Source organism: Ruegeria sp. B10, from assembly GCF_056539825.1.
The window spans coordinates 64,060-79,948 of sequence record NZ_JBQFVP010000010.1 but is presented as its reverse complement, the minus strand read 5'-3'; the positions used below and the strand labels follow the sequence as shown (position 1 = coordinate 79,948).

At 60.3% G+C, this 15,889-nt stretch carries 14 protein-coding genes; 12 read left to right on the top strand and 2 right to left on the bottom strand.

Annotated features, from left to right (window positions below):
• Window positions 1-352: 352 nt before the first annotated feature.
• Window positions 353-1,309: a LysR substrate-binding domain-containing protein gene (locus ACR0J4_RS14915; RefSeq protein ID WP_170641257.1), complete on the top strand. Its 957-nt coding sequence runs from the start codon at window positions 353-355 to the stop codon at window positions 1,307-1,309.
• A gap of 18 nt (window positions 1,310-1,327) precedes the next feature.
• Here the strand turns inward: ACR0J4_RS14915 and ACR0J4_RS14910 are convergent, their stop codons facing one another.
• Window positions 1,328-2,029, bottom strand: coding sequence for a GntR family transcriptional regulator (locus ACR0J4_RS14910; protein WP_170641259.1), 702 nt, complete (start codon window positions 2,027-2,029; stop codon window positions 1,328-1,330).
• 78 nt (window positions 2,030-2,107) lie between these two features.
• Window positions 2,108-3,466 (bottom strand): formimidoylglutamate deiminase, encoded by a 1,359-nt coding sequence (locus tag ACR0J4_RS14905; protein ID WP_170641261.1) that lies wholly within the window; start codon window positions 3,464-3,466, stop codon window positions 2,108-2,110.
• 82 nt (window positions 3,467-3,548) lie between these two features.
• Here ACR0J4_RS14905 and hutI point away from each other — a divergent pair, with 82 nt between their 5' ends.
• The 11 genes from hutI to ACR0J4_RS14850 all read left to right on the top strand — a co-directional run bounded on the left by hutI (window position 3,549) and on the right by ACR0J4_RS14850 (window position 15,822).
• On the top strand, window positions 3,549-4,757 hold the full coding sequence (gene hutI / locus ACR0J4_RS14900) for an imidazolonepropionase (RefSeq protein WP_170641263.1): 1,209 nt from the start codon (window positions 3,549-3,551) through the stop codon (window positions 4,755-4,757).
• Window positions 4,754-6,292 (top strand): histidine ammonia-lyase, encoded by a 1,539-nt coding sequence (gene hutH / locus ACR0J4_RS14895; protein ID WP_170641265.1) that lies wholly within the window; start codon window positions 4,754-4,756, stop codon window positions 6,290-6,292. Before hutI ends, hutH begins: the two co-directional genes overlap by 4 nt.
• Window positions 6,292-7,083 (top strand): N-formylglutamate deformylase, encoded by a 792-nt coding sequence (gene hutG / locus ACR0J4_RS14890; RefSeq protein ID WP_170641396.1) that lies wholly within the window; start codon window positions 6,292-6,294, stop codon window positions 7,081-7,083. Before hutH ends, hutG begins: the two co-directional genes overlap by 1 nt.
• Window positions 7,080-8,762, top strand: a complete 1,683-nt coding sequence (gene hutU, locus ACR0J4_RS14885) for a urocanate hydratase (protein WP_170641267.1) — start codon at window positions 7,080-7,082, stop codon at window positions 8,760-8,762. Before hutG ends, hutU begins: the two co-directional genes overlap by 4 nt.
• Window positions 8,763-8,888: 126 nt before the next feature.
• The gene (gene bioB, locus ACR0J4_RS14880) at window positions 8,889-9,869 is read left to right on the top strand and encodes a biotin synthase BioB (RefSeq protein WP_170641269.1); all 981 of its coding nucleotides are present in this window, start codon (window positions 8,889-8,891) and stop codon (window positions 9,867-9,869) included.
• On the top strand, window positions 9,866-10,999 hold the full coding sequence (locus ACR0J4_RS14875; protein ID WP_170641271.1) for an 8-amino-7-oxononanoate synthase: 1,134 nt from the start codon (window positions 9,866-9,868) through the stop codon (window positions 10,997-10,999). The genes bioB and ACR0J4_RS14875 overlap by 4 nt, the downstream gene beginning before the upstream one ends.
• Entirely contained in the window at window positions 10,996-11,616 is a 621-nt protein-coding gene (gene bioD / locus ACR0J4_RS14870; RefSeq protein ID WP_170641273.1) for a dethiobiotin synthase, read from the top strand. Before ACR0J4_RS14875 ends, bioD begins: the two co-directional genes overlap by 4 nt.
• Window positions 11,613-12,899, top strand: coding sequence for an adenosylmethionine--8-amino-7-oxononanoate transaminase (bioA, locus tag ACR0J4_RS14865; protein WP_170641275.1), 1,287 nt, complete (start codon window positions 11,613-11,615; stop codon window positions 12,897-12,899). The genes bioD and bioA overlap by 4 nt, the downstream gene beginning before the upstream one ends.
• Window positions 12,896-13,516: a pimeloyl-ACP methyl esterase BioG family protein gene (locus ACR0J4_RS14860; protein ID WP_170641277.1), complete on the top strand. Its 621-nt coding sequence runs from the start codon at window positions 12,896-12,898 to the stop codon at window positions 13,514-13,516. The genes bioA and ACR0J4_RS14860 overlap by 4 nt, the downstream gene beginning before the upstream one ends.
• On the top strand, window positions 13,513-14,274 hold the full coding sequence (locus ACR0J4_RS14855; RefSeq protein WP_170641279.1) for a methyltransferase domain-containing protein: 762 nt from the start codon (window positions 13,513-13,515) through the stop codon (window positions 14,272-14,274). Before ACR0J4_RS14860 ends, ACR0J4_RS14855 begins: the two co-directional genes overlap by 4 nt.
• Before the next feature lie 186 nt (window positions 14,275-14,460).
• Window positions 14,461-15,822 (top strand): glutamine synthetase family protein, encoded by a 1,362-nt coding sequence (locus ACR0J4_RS14850; RefSeq protein ID WP_170641281.1) that lies wholly within the window; start codon window positions 14,461-14,463, stop codon window positions 15,820-15,822.
• Window positions 15,823-15,889 lie beyond the last annotated feature (67 nt).

Genomic DNA, 15,889 nt, shown 5'->3' with positions numbered 1-15,889 from the left:
CTCCGTCTGGTTTGTTGCGTGATGCAGGTGGCCCGTTTGATCGGGCAACCGACGCAACAAATCAGTAGGCCTGGCCCGTGGTCAGCGGAAATTCATGTTCCAAATTGGGGGTATAACCAACGCAAATACTCACGGGTTTCGTGAGGTCTTCGCTGGTCAGGGCCTTGATTCAAACGGCGATGCGATGGGAAAACGCGGGTCGCTCACTTATTTGATGACGAAGTTTCACCTATTTGTGACGAATTGTGGGGGTCAAATTCGCCTCAAACCGCTGTCCGGGCTTCTGAAACAGGGGGGCAGCGCGTAGTGTCTCAGGTACCTTGACCTATTTGATTGTTTGAATTGCCCCGCCATGAACCTCAGAGACCTGGAATACGTCATTGCCATCGCCAAGCACGGCCAGTTCAGTCAGGCCGCATCAGCCTGCAACGTGTCCCAGCCGGCGATGTCCAACCAGATCAAGAAACTCGAACAGGAGTTGGGGGTCGAGCTGTTCCTGCGCCTGAATAATGAGGTCCGCCCAACGGCCTGCGGTGCGCGGATCGTCGACATCGCAACCCGGATGCTGAATGACGCGCAAAAGATCCGCGACACAGCGACCGAGTTTCGCGACCCCGAGGCGGTGCCCTTCACCATTGGAATGACTCCCACGTTGGCCCCATATCTGACGCAGTATTTCTCGGAGCTGTTCAGCACTTTGTTTCCGCGCATGCGGGTGACAATGATCGAAGACCTGCCGCAAAAGATGTTGAAGATGGTCGAAGATCACACGCTGGATCTGGCGCTTGTCGCTAAGATCAACAACAGCGACGCGCTGGATTTCACCTCAATCTGGTCCGAGCCTCTGTTTCTGGCACTGCGCGAGGGGCATCCGCTGCATACTCTGCCCTCGATTTCTGCCGATGAGGTGCCAGTGCATGATTTCATCCGTTTGCCCCATAGCTTCGGCTATGCGCTGGAAGATCGGTTGCCCAAGCAGGATCCCTCCAGCCGTATCAGTAAGCGCTTTGATCTGACCGCTTTGCGGTTCGAGACGATCTGCCGTCATATCTGCCACTCTGACGATTGCACGATTGTTTCCGCCCTGGCGGTCGAGCAGTTCAAGCGGGATAACTGGCCGCTTTGCTTTATTCCGTTCGAAGGGCCAGGCCATCTGCGCGATCTGGGGGCGGCGACGCGACCGAATTGCCCGCGCAAACCGATGCTGGCGCGGATCGGAGAATACATCCGCGAAAAACCCCCGATCGGCGTGATCCCGACCTATCAACCCGAGCACGTTGATCCGCCGAAACAGCCTGCGACGGTCTGAGCGTATTCGACCAAGGGGTTAGTAGGTGGTCCGCATCTGATAACCTTGATGGAAGGTCATTCTGACGAATGTGACCGGTTTGCTTTGGAACCATGTCGTGCGTTCCAGTTGGAACAACGGTGTGCCCGGTGGCACTGACAGAAAGTCCTGCAACTGCCCGGTGGCCGGAACCGCCGAGAAGGCGATCTCAGCATTGGAAAAGGGAACCTCGGATAGCAGCCATTCATTGGGGCCGGTGGTCAGAAAGCTCTCATTCAGCACGTGAGGTACGGCATCAACGCTGATCCAACGCTCTTCAAACTGAAAAGGGCGGTTGTCTGCGTGATGCATGCATTGAAGATGCAGGATTTGCGCGCCTTCCTGCAGGCCCAGCTTGGCTTGCAGCCACGCTGGGCAGTCGATCTGCGTACGGCTGACAAGCGCATAGCGATACTCGGCATTCATATCCTCGATCGTCTGGCGGACAACGGTGATCGGCAGTTTGGCCTGTTTGACCGGGGTCGTGACAACCCGGGTGCCGCCTTTGCGCTTGCGGGTGATGATGCCCTGTTCCGCCAGCTCTCGAAGCGCGCGGTTCACGGTAGCTCGGGCGCAGCCGAACTCGGCGGCCAGTTCCAGCTCGGTCGGAAGCAAGCTTCCCTGAGGCCAGATGCGGCTTTGGATACGGTTGATCACCTCGTCACGGATATCCTGAAAACCGATGTTCTTCTGTTCCGTCACGATCTGATCCCGTTTCCTCAATAAGCTTATTCATAATATGTATTGCAGGCGACCCTCGCGTAAAGAGGATGCCTAGCGTTACAAGTGAGGCAGTATCTCGGCTATGGCTTTTCTGTACCGCGTCACTATCTGGTCGCGTGCCACGTGATGCCCATCCTTGACCCTATGCCGCCCAGCCGACCAGAGGTCGGTCACCATTCCGTCCTGTGCGGCAAACACAAGCCCGTCCAGTAACTGGTCAGGTCGCAAAGCGCACAGCGCCGGATCACTGCTGTCGATGGCAACAAGGTCCGCCAAGGCGCCCTCTGCGATCTGCCCCGCGTTGCGTCCCAGCGCTTGCGCTCCACCCGTCGCGGCGCCGCAATAGAGGGTTTGTCCGACGGACCCTTCGCCGACTACCATCACATTGCGCGACAGGTCACGCAGGCGTTGGGAGTATTCCAGCGTCCGAAGCTCCTCGGTCAGTGAAATCCGCACGTTCGAATCCGATCCCACACCGAACACGCCGCCTGCGGTCAGATACGTCGCGCCATTGAACGGGCCGTCGCCCAGATTGGCTTCTGTGATTGGGCAAAGGCCTGCGACAGCGCCGGACGCCGCCAATGCGCGTGTCTCTTCATCGGTCATGTGTGTGGCGTGGATCAAGCACCACTGCCTGTCGACAGGGGCATTACCCAGCAGCCATTCGACCGGGCGCGCGCCCAGGCCAGCCTGCACCTGCGTAACTTCCTTGGGCTGCTCGGCTATGTGGATATGAACCAAACCGGTGTTATGGTTCAGCACTTCTTTCAGATCGGCGGGTGAGGTCGCGCGCAGGGAATGCGGGGCAATACCCACCCGGACATCCTCGGGAAGTGAAGCGCTGGCCGCTTTGGCCTCGTCCACCAAGCGCAGGAAACGGGTCACGTCGTTGTCGAACCGCTGTTGCCCGAGTTCCAAAGGCACTTCTCCGACACCGGCATAGGAGTAGAGGACGGGCAGATGCGTCAGGCCGATGCCTGTTTCGACGGCGGCGGCCATGATGCGGTCGGATAGCTCGGCCAACCGTTGATAGGGCGCGCCTCCGGATTGATGGTGCAGATAGTGAAACTCTCCGACGGAAGCGAAACCGGCCTCCTGCATCTCCATATAGACCAGTGCCGCGATGGCCTGAATCTGATCGGGCGTCAGTTGTGCAGTAAATCGATACATCACATCGCGCCACGTCCAGAAGCTGTCGCGCCCGGCACGCCGGTATTCAGTCATCCCTGCCATGGCCCGTTGAAAGGCATGGCTATGCAGGTTGGCCAGCGCAGGCAACAGGGTGTCGACCGTGACATCTGCGTCCTGCGCTTTTGCGCCTGCGACCACAGTGGCGATATGCCCGTCTTTCAAATCCAGCCTAACATTTTCTGCCCAACCTGTTGGTAGCAATGCGCGCTTCGCGAAGATGGTCATTTGGCTCTCCATTTAATGGATAGACATAAAACATATTGGAATGTACTAGAAAAGAGAGAATTGCATCCACTGCGAGAATCAAATGCCCACAACCCACATCCTGAAGGACTTGAGCGCCGCAACCATGGTGGAGAATGGCGCGCCTTATGGGGTGATCGAGTCAGCGGCAATTGTGATCGAGGGCGAAAAAATCGCATGGGTTGGGCCGCAGGCCGCATTGCCCGAAGCCTGTGCCGGGTTGTCTGAGACGTCCTGTGCAGGGCGTCTGGTGACACCCGCTCTGATCGACTGCCACACGCATGTGATCCACGGCGGCCACCGCGCGGTCGAGTTCGAGATGCGCTTGAATGGGGCGAGCTATGAAGAGGTCGCCCGCGCCGGAGGCGGCATTATCTCGACGGTAACGGCCACGCGCGCCGCCACTCTTGACGACCTGATCGCTCAAGCGCTGCCGCGCGTGGATGCGATGCTGGCCGAAGGTGTCTCGGTCATCGAAGTAAAATCCGGCTACGGTCTGGATCGCGAGACCGAATTGAACATGCTGCGCGCCGCGCGGGCTTTACAAGACCACCGTCCGGTGCGGGTCGTAACCAGTTTTCTTGGCGCCCATGCGGTGCCGGTGGAGTACAAGGGCAATCCGGACGCATACATAAGTGAGATTTGCATTCCAACCCTGCGCGCCGCCCATGCCGAGGGACTGGTCGACGCACTCGATGCCTTCTGCGAAGGGATTGCCTTTCTGCCCGACCAACTCGTGCCATTGTTTGATGTGGCGAGAGAGCTTGGCCTGCCAATCAAACTCCACGCCGAACAGCTGTCCAATCTCGGCGGCGCAAAGCTGGCGGCCAGCTACGGCGCACTGTCTGCGGATCATATCGAATACCTCGATGATGAGGGCGCGGTGGCAATGGCTCGTGCAGGCACTGTTGGTGTGATCCTGCCCGGTGCTTTCTATACCCTGCGCGAAACGCAATCGCCGCCCATTGATCTGCTGCGCAAGCACAATGTCCCGATGGCTTTGGCGACGGATTGTAATCCGGGTTCGGCCCCGATGACCTCTCTGCTTTTGGCGATGAACATGGGCTGCACCCTGTTCCGCATGACGCCCGAAGAGGCGCTGAAAGGCGTGACCCTCAACGCGGCCCGCGCGCTGGGTTTGCACGATTGCGGCCAGATTGCACCCGGCATGCGCGCTGATCTGGCGATCTGGAACGTCACTCACCCGGCCGAGCTGTCCTATCGCATCGGCTTCAATTCGCTACACACTCGCATTATCGGAGGCGCAGTTTGACCACCCTGACCCTTACACCCGGCGCTGTTTCTCTGGCGCAGTTGGAGCAGGTGTTCTTAGACGAATGCGCCGTGCAGCTAAATCCGGTATGCCATCCCGGCATTCTGGCTGCCCACGCGCGCATCGCGGATGCCGCTGCGGGTGAGGCCGCAGTCTACGGCGTCAACACAGGCTTCGGCAAGCTTGCCAGTGTCAAGATTGCGGCCGAGGATACGGCGACCTTGCAGCGCAATCTGATCCTGTCGCATTGCTGCGGCGTCGGCCCAGCGATCCCGCGAGCGCATGCGCGGTTGATGATGGTTCTGAAACTGCTCAGCCTTGGGCGCGGAGCCTCGGGCGTGCGGCTGGAATTGATCACGCTTCTCGAGGCAATGCTGGCCAAGGGCGTCACCCCTGTGATCCCCGCACAGGGCTCGGTCGGGGCCTCTGGTGATCTGGCGCCGCTGTCCCATATGGCCGCTGTCATGATGGGCGCGGGTGAGGCCGAATATGGCGGCAAGGTGATGCCGGGGGCTGAGGCGCTGGCGGCAGCTGGCCTAACGCCGGTGGAGCTTGGCCCGAAAGAAGGCCTCGCGCTGATCAATGGCACCCAGTTTTCGACCGCTTTTGCATTGGCGGGCCTGTTCGGCGCGTGGCAAGCGGCGCAGAGCGCGCTGGTCACCTCGGCTTTGACTACGGATGCGATCATGGGATCCACCGCGCCCTTGCAGCCAGAAATACACAGCCTGCGCGGCCATCGCGGCCAGATTGAGGCCGCAGCCACCATGCGCGCCATGCTGGCCGGATCGGTGATCCGAGAAAGCCACCGCGACGGCGACACGCGCGTGCAGGACCCGTATTGTATCCGCTGCCAACCGCAGGTCGTCGGTGCGGCAATGGACGTTATCCGACAGGCCGCCACGACGCTTGAGCTTGAGGCGAACGCCGCCACCGACAACCCTCTGGTCTTGTCCGAGGCCGGGTTGATCGTCTCGGGCGGTAACTTTCATGCCGAACCAGTTGGTTTCGCCGCCGACATGATCGCGCTGGCCGTGGCCGAGATCGGAGCCATCGCCCAACGCCGCATCGCGCTGATCGTGGACCCCGTCCTCAGCTTTGATCTGCCGCCGTTCCTGACGCCTAATCCGGGGCTGAACTCGGGCCTGATGATTGCCGAGGTCACGACGGCGGCTTTGATGAGCGAGAACAAGCATCTCGCCAACCCTTGCGTGACGGATTCGACGCCCACCTCGGCCAATCAGGAGGACCATGTCTCAATGGCGGCCCATGGCGCGCGGCGTCTGGGGCAGATGGTGACCAATCTGGAACGCATTCTGGGGGTTGAACTGCTCTGCGCCACGCAAGGGATCGAATTCCGCGCGCCATTGCCCACCAGTGAGACGCTACAAGACGTGATGGCTCGGTTGCGTGAGGTGGTGCCGCCTTTGGGGGACGACCGCTATACCGCGCCGGATATCGAGGCGGCCTCAACCCTGATCTCTAGTGGCGAGATCGCTCATAACACTGGTGTTGCCATGCCGGAGTTGGGCGCGTGATAGATCCGGTTGAGGTCACCCGAGGCGATAGCCCTATTGTTCTGGGCCTGCCCCATACGGGCACCTATGTGCCGCCCGAGATTCAGACCAAGCTGAACGTGCGGGGCAGGGCGCTGACGGATACGGATTGGCATGTCCACACGCTCTACGACGGGTTGTTGCCCGGGGCGACGACGGTTCGAGCGAGTTTCCACCGCTATGTGATCGACGCCAATCGCGATCCGTCGGGCGTGTCGCTCTATCCCGGTCAGAACACGACTACACTGGTTCCGCTGACCGATTTCGATGGGAATGGGATCTGGGATCAGCCGCCATCCGACAAAGACATCGCAGATCGCCTCGCCGTGTTTCACGCGCCTTACCATGCAGCGCTAAACGCCGAATTGGATCGGGTTAGGGCGATCCACGGCATTGCGGTCCTCTATGACTGCCACTCGATCCGCAGCACCATTCCGTACCTGTTTGACGGAGTTTTGCCCGATATGAATCTGGGCACAAATAACGGCACGACCTGCGCGCCTGAGATCGAGGCAGCGGCCCATGAGTTTGCCGCTTCATCACCCTATAGCACCGTCTTGAACGGAAGGTTCAAAGGCGGCTGGACGACGCGCCACTATGGCCGCCCGGCCGAGGGTCTCCACGCCATTCAGATGGAGCTGGCCCAATCCTCCTACCTGACGACCGAGCGCCCGCCATGGTCCTATGACGACCGCAAAGCCGACCGTTTGCGCCGCTGGCTATTCGACATTCTGGACGCCGTCCAAGACACAGCATTGGAGCTTGCATCATGACCGACCCTCGCAAGAACACCCGTGATATCTATCCACCCACCGGGCCAGAGTTGAACGCCAAAAGCTGGATGACCGAAGCGCCGCTGCGGATGCTGATGAACAACTTGCATCCGGACGTGGCCGAGAACCCGCATGAGCTGGTTGTGTATGGCGGCATCGGGCGCGCGGCACGGACGTGGAACGACTTTGATACGATCGTGGCCAGCCTCAAGGATCTGGATGAGGATGAAACGCTGGTTGTGCAATCCGGCAAACCCGTGGCCATTGTGCGGACGCATACGGATGCGCCTCGGGTGCTGATTGCGAACTCGAACCTCGTGCCGCATTGGGCCAATTGGGATCACTTCAACGAGCTCGATAAGAAGGGTCTGATGATGTACGGCCAGATGACCGCTGGCTCGTGGATCTATATCGGCACGCAGGGCATCGTGCAGGGTACCTATGAGACCTTCGCCGAGGCCGGTCGTCAGCACTATGGCGGTGATCTGACCGGGAAATGGATCCTGACTGGCGGTTTGGGTGGAATGGGTGGCGCGCAGCCTTTGGCGGCGGTTTTCGCCGGGGCCTGCTGTCTGGCAGTTGAATGCAACCCCGACAGCATCGACTTCCGCCTGCGCACCAAATACCTGGATGAAAAGGCCGAAACGCTGGACGAAGCACTTGAGATGATCGACCGCTGGACCAAGGCGGGTGAGGCGAAATCCGTCGGCCTGTTGGGCAATGCTGCCGAGATCTTCCCCGAGATTTACGCCCGGATGCAAGCCGGCGGCATGCGCCCCGATATCGTCACCGACCAGACCAGCGCCCATGACCCGGTCAACGGCTACTTGCCGCTGGGCTGGACCATGGCTCAGTGGAAGGACAAACGCGAAAGCGATCCCAAAGCGGTTGAAACCGCAGCGCGCGCCTCGATGAAGCAACATGTTGCTGCGATGGTCAATTTCTGGAACGCGGGCGTGCCGACGCTGGATTACGGCAACAACATTCGCCAAGTGGCGCAGGACGAAGGGCTCGAGAACGCCTTTGCCTTCCCCGGTTTCGTGCCCGCCTATATTCGCCCGCTGTTTTGCCGCGGGGTCGGCCCGTTCCGCTGGTGCGCCCTGTCTGGCGACCCCGAGGATATCTACAAAACCGATGCCAAAATGAAAGAGCTGTTCCCCGAGGACACCCATCTGCACAACTGGCTCGACGTGGCGCAGGAGCGTATCGCCTTCCAAGGCCTGCCTGCGCGGATCTGCTGGATCGGTCTTGGGGATCGTCACAAGGCCGGGCTGGCCTTCAACGAAATGGTCCGCACCGGAGAGCTAAAGGCCCCGGTTGTCATTGGTCGGGATCACCTCGACAGCGGGTCCGTGGCGTCACCGAACCGTGAGACCGAGGCGATGAAGGATGGCTCGGACGCTGTTTCCGACTGGCCGTTGTTGAATGCGCTGGTGAATACGGCCTCAGGCGCCACATGGGTGTCTCTGCACCATGGTGGTGGGGTCGGGATGGGCTTTAGCCAGCACGCGGGCGTTGTGATCTGTGCGGATGGTACCGATGCAGCAGCCAAACGGTTGGAACGGGTTTTGTGGAACGACCCGGCTTCGGGCGTGTGGCGTCACGCGGATGCGGGGTATGAGGATGCCAAGGCCTGCGCCCGCGAACACGGGCTGCGGTTGCCGGGTATTCTGGGATAGGCCTCGGTCAGCGATCAGCGAATTGATGCGTCATATTGAACTTGTGATGCCTGCCGGGTTGCGTCGTGACTTTTTGTAGATAATAAACTCGACGCAACGCAAGCTGCCGAGAGTTTTATAGATAAAATGATCATCCCTCATTCCGGCTGGACCAAAAAATCCGCGCAAGCTGTTCATGATCTTCCGCTGATGGACCTGTTGTTCCGGGCGCAAACCGTCCATCGTGAGCATTTCGACCCCAACAAAATCCAGACCTCGAAGCTGCTGTCGATCAAAACTGGAGGCTGCGCCGAGGATTGTGCCTATTGCTCGCAATCGGCCCGCAACGGCTCGACCCTGCCTGCCTCCAAACTGATCGAGGTGCAGCGAGTTCTGGCCGAGGCGAAGAAGGCCAGGGATGGCGGCGCGACGCGGTTCTGCATGGGCGCTGCCTGGCGTGAGCCCAAGGCGCGGGACATGGCAGCTTTGGTCGCGATGGTCGAAGGCGTCAAGGCCATGGGAATGGAGACCTGTATGACGCTGGGCATGCTGGACGACACGCAGGTCGTGCAGCTGCGCGATGCGGGGCTGGACTACTACAACCACAATATCGACACCTCCGAGCGCTACTACTCCGAAGTCATCACAACCCGGACCTTCGCCGACCGGATCGATACGATGAACCGAGTGCAGGAAGCAGGAATCAAGGTGTGTTCCGGCGGCATTCTGGGCATGGGCGAGCATACGGGCGACCGCATCGATATGCTGTTGACGCTGGCCAACATGCAGCCTGCTCCGGATTCGGTTCCGATCAACATGCTGATGCCGCAGGCCGACACACCTCTGGCCGATGCCGAGCCGATCGACCCGATCGACTTTGTGCGCATCATCGCAACGGCGCGTATCCTGATGCCAACCTCTTATGTTCGCCTGTCCGCAGGCCGTAGCGAGATGAGCGACGAGATGCAGGCGATGTGTTTCCTCGCCGGTGCGAACTCGATCTTCGTGGGCGAAACGCTGCTGACGGCGGAAAACCCCGAAGAGGACACCGATATGGTCCTGTTCGCCAAACTTGGTCTACAGGCTGAGAAAGCCGGGGATCAGGCGGGCCGGGAAGCCGCTGAATGAAGGCTGCTGCTCGGCTCGATTCCATGCTCGACAACTTGCAGGCTCGGCATCGCCGCCGGGTCCTGACGCCTGCGTCGGGATTGGATTTCGCGTCGAATGACTATTTGGGCCTTGCCGGATCGCAACTACTGCAAGAGGCTGCGCAAGAGGCCTTGGCGCGCGGTGTTCCGGTTGGGTCTGGTGGTTCGCGTCTATTGCGCGGCAACCACGCCGAGCATGAAGCGCTTGAGGCCGAGGCCGCCGCGTTCTTCGGGGCCGAGGCCGCTTTGTTCATGGGTGGCGGCTTTCAGGCCAATCAGGCGATTTTCGCAACCCTTCCTGCGGCCGATGATCTGGTTCTCTACGACGCTCTGGTTCACGCCAGCGCACATGAGGGCATGCTCTCTTGCCGGGCCGATCTGCGGTCGTTTCGGCATAATGATGTCGGCGACGCGCGTGAAAAGGCGCAGCTGTGGCGGGCCGAGGGCGGTGCGGGCCAAATTTGGATCGCAGTCGAGAGCGTCTATTCGATGGAAGGGGATCTGGCCCCTCTGACCGATTTGGCGGGTTTGGCGCGGGAACAGGACGCCGTTCTGGTCGTCGACGAAGCCCACGCGACCGGCGTGTTCGGACCTCGGGGACGGGGGCTGGCGCATGACCTCGACTGCCATCTGTTGACGCTACACACCTGCGGCAAAGGTCTGGGCGTTGCCGGAGGGCTGATCTGCGGCCCCAAGGTCATGATCGACACGCTGATCAACCGCGCACGCCCCTTCATCTTTGCCACCGCGCCGTCGCCTTTGAATGCCGCTTTGGTTCGTACGGCCCTTGAGGCGCTGGCTACTCAGACAGGTCTGGTCGACGCCGCCCAGAAGCGCATTGACCATGCCCATGATGCGGCGCGCGCGATTGGAATTGCTGAGGCTGCGCTCAACAGTCTGATCATTCCTGTCATTCTGGGCGATAATGCGCGCACGATGACGATGGCACAGACCTTGCAAACGCAAGGGTTCGACGTCAGGGGCATCCGCCCGCCAACCGTACCGCGCGGAACGTCGCGGTTGCGGATATCCATCACCGGCAACGTGGATCGCGCCGATATCTCGGCCCTGTTTAGCGCTTTGGCGGCATATCAATCGGAGGCCGCATGAGCGCGCTGATCATCACCGGAACCGACACGGGCGTCGGCAAGACTATATTCTCCGCCGGTCTGACCGCCGCCCTTGGAGCCACCTATTGGAAGCCGGTGCAATCCGGGCTTGAGGACGCGCCCGACACCGACATCCTGCGCACCCTGTCCGGGGCCGAGGTTCTGCCTGAGGCCTACCGTCTGAACATGCCCGCCTCGCCGCATCTGTCCGCCGAGGATATGGGGGTCGAGATTGACCTTGCCCAACTGGAACTGCCGCAGGTCGATGGCCCGCTTGTCGTTGAAGGGGCAGGGGGGGTGATGGTCCCTCTGAACCGGCAGGTGTTCTATCTGGACCTCTTCGCGCAATGGAACGCCCCCGTGGTTCTGGTTGCGCGCACCGCGCTTGGAACGATCAACCATACGGCTTTGTCCCTGATGGCGTTGCGCAATGCGGGGTGCGATGTCGTTGGCGTTGCCTTTGTCGGCGACCCCGAGCCAGAGGTCGAACAAACCATCGCGCAGATGTGCAAGGTCCGGCATCTGGGGCGTTTGCCCTACCTCTCGGACCTGACCCGTAAAAATCTGGCGGATGCGTTCCAAACCATCGACCTTGATGCGATCCGGAGGGCTCTATGACCCCGCTGGAGTTTGACGCCCGCCACCTGTGGCACCCCTACACCCATGTGCTGGATCCCGGACCGATGCATATGATTACCGGGTCCGAGGGCGTCTGGCTGACACGTGAGGACGGCGGGCAGATGATCGACGCCATGTCCTCCTGGTGGTGTACCGTTCACGGCCATCGTCACCCGGCCATTATTGAGGCGATGCAGGCCCAACTTACGCAACTACCGCATGTCATGTTCGGAGGCCTGACCCACGCGCCCGCGGTCGACTTGGGCCGTAGGCTGATCGGAATGCTGCCCGACGGTCTGGATCGCATTTTCTATAGCGACAGCGGTTCGGTCGCCATCGAAGTCGCGTTGAAAATGGCGGTGCAGTACCAGATCGCAAAAGGCCGAAGCGCGCGGTCAGAGTTCGCCACCATCCGGGGCGGCTATCACGGCGACACGTGGAAAGCGATGAGCGTGTGCGACCCGGTCAATGGGATGCATGGGCTGTTCAAGGGCGCTCTGTCCATCCAGCATTTCCTGCCGCGCCCGACCATCCGGTTCGATCAGGACTGGTCGGAGGATCCCGTCGAAAACGGTCTGATGGCGCTCGAACAGCTATTGGACGAAAAAGGCGACAAGATCGCGGGGCTGATCCTGGAGCCTGTCGTTCAGGGTGCGGGTGGGATGTATTTCTACCACCCGAACTGGCTGAAAGGTGCGCGGGCGCTGTGTGACGCGCATGACGTGCTGCTGATTTTCGATGAAATCGCCACGGGCTTTGGCCGCAGTGGCGAGCTGTTTGCCATGGATCACGTGGATGTGGTGCCTGACATCCTGTGCCTCGGCAAAGCCCTGACCGGAGGGCATATTACACTGGCTGCCGCCATCGCGACCGAAGCGGTCGCGCGCGGCATCGGCGAAAGCGAGGCCGGGGTGCTGATGCATGGCCCGACCTATATGGCCAACCCTCTGGCCTGCGCCGCCGGTGTTGCCAGTCTCGATCAATTGGTCCAACGCGACTGGCGGGCCGAGGTCACAGGGATTGCGCACCAGATGCAGGCTGAACTCGCTCCGGCTCGAGACTTGCCCGGTGTTGCGGATGTGCGGGTTCTGGGCGCCATCGGCGTGATCGAGATGAAGGACCGTGTCGACCCTGTCGTGGCCCATGGCCTCGCCCCAAAAACCGGCGTCTGGTTGCGTCCGTTTGGGCATAATATTTACTGCATGCCGCCCTACATCATCTCGCCAGATGAACTAAGCCGCGTCACCGCTGCCATGTTCGATCTCGCCGGAGGTGCCGGATGAGGCATCACTGGCTGGCACGTTCGGATAGCCCCGATCTGATCCTCGTTTTCGGGGGATGGGCGTTGGGTCCTGCGCCGTTCTCTGGCCTCACGGGTGGGGAAAATGTGCTGTTTGTTGAGGGTTATAACCGGCTGGATGACCCGCTGCCAGACTTGTCGCGGTTCGATCGCTTGGATTTGCTGGCCTTCTCTTTCGGCGTCGCCTCAGCCGCGCATTGGCTGAAACAAATGGGGATGCGTCCAGATCGCTTGGTTGCAGTCAGCGGCACGCTGAACCCTGCAAGTGCCGAGCATGGCATCGAACCCGACATGATCCGCGCAACGGCGGATCAATTGTCTCAGACCAGCCTTGCCAAATTCTGCCGTCGTGCAGGCGCGAGCGGAGATGTTCCCGAACTGGATATCCCGTCGGCTCGGGCCGAGTTGCGCGCGGTGATCGACCGTGGCCCAGCTGAAGATCCGGGTTTTGATCGTATTTGGATTCCCACCCGAGACCGTATTGTTCCTACTAACGCACAACAGGCCGCATGGGCCTCGCGTGCTGATAGTATTCGAACTGTCGAGGGTCCTCATGTCCCGTTCCGCGCGGGGCAAAGCTGGGCGGAGTGGCTGGCATGACCGTACATCTCTCGGACCGGGTTCAACGTAGCTTCAGCCGTAGCTTTCAAAGCTATCACGACACCGCCTGCCAACAGGCCTGGGTCGCCGAGAAATTGGTGGAAGAGATGCGCCGACACGGCGCCCCGGCCAAGTTTGAACGCGGATTTGAACTGGGTTGTGGAACCGGGCATTTCACGCGGCTTCTGCATCAGAACCACAGTTTCGGCAGCATCATCCTAAATGATATCGCACCCGAAGCCCGCCAAACGGCTGATGAGCTGGGCGCGCAGTTCATCTGCGGCGATGCGCGGCGGGTGATCTGGCCCGAGAGAACCGATCTTTTTGCCTCGGCGTCGATGATCCAGTGGATGGAAGACCCGCAGGCGCTGTTGGAACGGGCGGCGCGATCCCTCGCACCGGGCGGCTGGTTGGTGATTTCGGGCTTTGGGCCGCAACAATACAGGGAACTCAGTCAAATCGGCACCTCGGCCCGCGCCCCCGGTTTATGCGACCCTGACCAAATGGCCGCCGCCGTTAGGGCGCATCTGGTGGTGCTTTCGACAGGCGAGGCGCTGCGGCCCTCGTACTTCCCCACGCCGCGCCATGTTCTGCGCCATTTGCGTAAGACCGGCGTCAACGGGCGCGCGAAAAGTGTCTGGACCAAATCCACACTCGCCCTGTTCGAGGCAGAGTACACACGCCAGTTTCAGACCGAAAACGGCGTCTCTCTCAGCTATCACCCCGTTTGGATCGTCGCGCGCAAGCCGCAGGTCTGAGGCCTCGCGGTTACTTAATCGCGTCCGTCTTTTCAGTGTTTGCAGGCACTCAGGCGCAGATTGTGAAATCTCATACCGAAACGTCGCAATGATCGGTTGCGTTCGCGGTCACAGGTCGCCACGGTAGCATTTGAGATTTTGGCGTTGCTGTGGCCCGCCATCAGGAATTTAAAGGAGGGGGGCAGAATGACCGCGACACTTACATTCGAACATCTCAAAACACAGGTTTCAGCGGGTGAGGTAGACACCGTTCTGGTGTGCTTTGTTGACATGCAGGGCCGTCTGATGGGCAAGCGCTTTCACGCGGGTCATTTCGTTGCGGGCGCATGGGAAGAAACCCATTGCTGCAACTACTTGCTGGCCACCGATCTTGAGATGGGCACACCGGACGGCTATGCCTCGACCAGTTGGGAGCGGGGATATGGCGACTACGTCATGAAGCCCGATCTTTCGACCCTGCGCCCGGTGCCGTGGCTTGAGGGCACTGTGATGGTGATGTGCGATATCCTCGACCATCACACGCATGAAGAGGTGCCGCATGCGCCACGGGCGATGTTGAAGGCGCAGGTCAACCGCTTGAAAGCCATGGGCTATGAGGCGATGTGTGCGACAGAGCTGGAGTTTTTCCTTTTCGAGAAGAGTTTCGACGAAATCCGCAAAAACGGCTTTCGCGATCTTGAGCCGATTTCCGGCTACAACGAGGATTATCATATCCTCCAGACCACCAAGGAAGAGCATGTGATGCGCCCGATCCGCAACCATTTGTGGGATGCGGGGATACCGGTTGAGAACTCGAAAGGTGAGGCCGAAACCGGGCAGGAAGAGCTGAACATCAAATACGCGCCAGCGATGGACACGGCCGAGTACCACTCGATCGCCAAGAATGCGGTGAAAGAGATCGCATGGCAGCATGGTCATGCGGCGACCTTCCTGCCGAAATGGCATCACGACAAGGTCGGCAGTTCCAGCCATGTGCATCAATCCCTGTGGAAGGACGGCGCACCTGCTTTCTACGATGAGAATGATCCGCTTGGCATGTCTGATGTGATGAAAAGCTACTTGGCTGGCCTGCTGAAATATGCCCCGGACTACACGTATTTCATGGCCCCTTACATCAACAGTTACAAACGGTTCATGAAGGGCACCTTTGCGCCGACACGGATCATTTGGTCCGTAGACAACCGCACGGCTGGCTTCCGCCTTTGTGGCGATGGGACCAAGGCCATTCGGGTGGAATGCCGGATCCCCGGGTCGGACATGAACCCGTATCTTGTGATGGCCGGTATGCTGGCGGCGGGCATTGCCGGCATTGAAGAGGGATTGGAATTGCAGCCTGCGGCAACCGGCGACGTCTACCAGGGCGACACGGGGATGATCCCCGGCAACTTGGGCGCGGCATTGGGTGCTTTGCGTGGTTCAGCCATGTTGCGGGCCGCAATGGGGGATGAGGTGGTGGATCACTACGCTCGGGCCGCTCAGGTGGAGATCGAAGAATTTGCGCGTGTGGTGACCGATTGGGAAGTCGCCCGAGGGTTTGAACGCGCGTAAAGGACGGGAGTGAGGGGCCAGCCCCTCGCGCTCCCCGAGGTATTTTTGAAAAGAAGAAGCAGGGATC

Bases quoted from the DNA above. Each gene is read 5' to 3' on its own strand.
- bioA (WP_170641275.1), top strand. From the start codon at position 11,613: ATGACCCCGCTGGAGTTTGACGCCCGCCACCTGTGGCACCCCTACACC.
- ACR0J4_RS14875 (WP_170641271.1), top strand. From the start codon at position 9,866: ATGAAGGCTGCTGCTCGGCTCGATTCCATGCTCGACAACTTGCAGGCT.
- ACR0J4_RS14850 (WP_170641281.1), top strand. From the start codon at position 14,461: ATGACCGCGACACTTACATTCGAACATCTCAAAACACAGGTTTCAGCG.
- bioD (WP_170641273.1), top strand. From the start codon at position 10,996: ATGAGCGCGCTGATCATCACCGGAACCGACACGGGCGTCGGCAAGACT.
- hutU (WP_170641267.1), top strand. From the start codon at position 7,080: ATGACCGACCCTCGCAAGAACACCCGTGATATCTATCCACCCACCGGG.
- ACR0J4_RS14915 (WP_170641257.1), top strand. From the start codon at position 353: ATGAACCTCAGAGACCTGGAATACGTCATTGCCATCGCCAAGCACGGC.
- ACR0J4_RS14905 (WP_170641261.1), bottom strand. From the start codon at position 3,466: ATGACCATCTTCGCGAAGCGCGCATTGCTACCAACAGGTTGGGCAGAA.
- ACR0J4_RS14855 (WP_170641279.1), top strand. From the start codon at position 13,513: ATGACCGTACATCTCTCGGACCGGGTTCAACGTAGCTTCAGCCGTAGC.
- ACR0J4_RS14860 (WP_170641277.1), top strand. From the start codon at position 12,896: ATGAGGCATCACTGGCTGGCACGTTCGGATAGCCCCGATCTGATCCTC.
- bioB (WP_170641269.1), top strand. From the start codon at position 8,889: ATGATCATCCCTCATTCCGGCTGGACCAAAAAATCCGCGCAAGCTGTT.
- hutI (WP_170641263.1), top strand. From the start codon at position 3,549: ATGCCCACAACCCACATCCTGAAGGACTTGAGCGCCGCAACCATGGTG.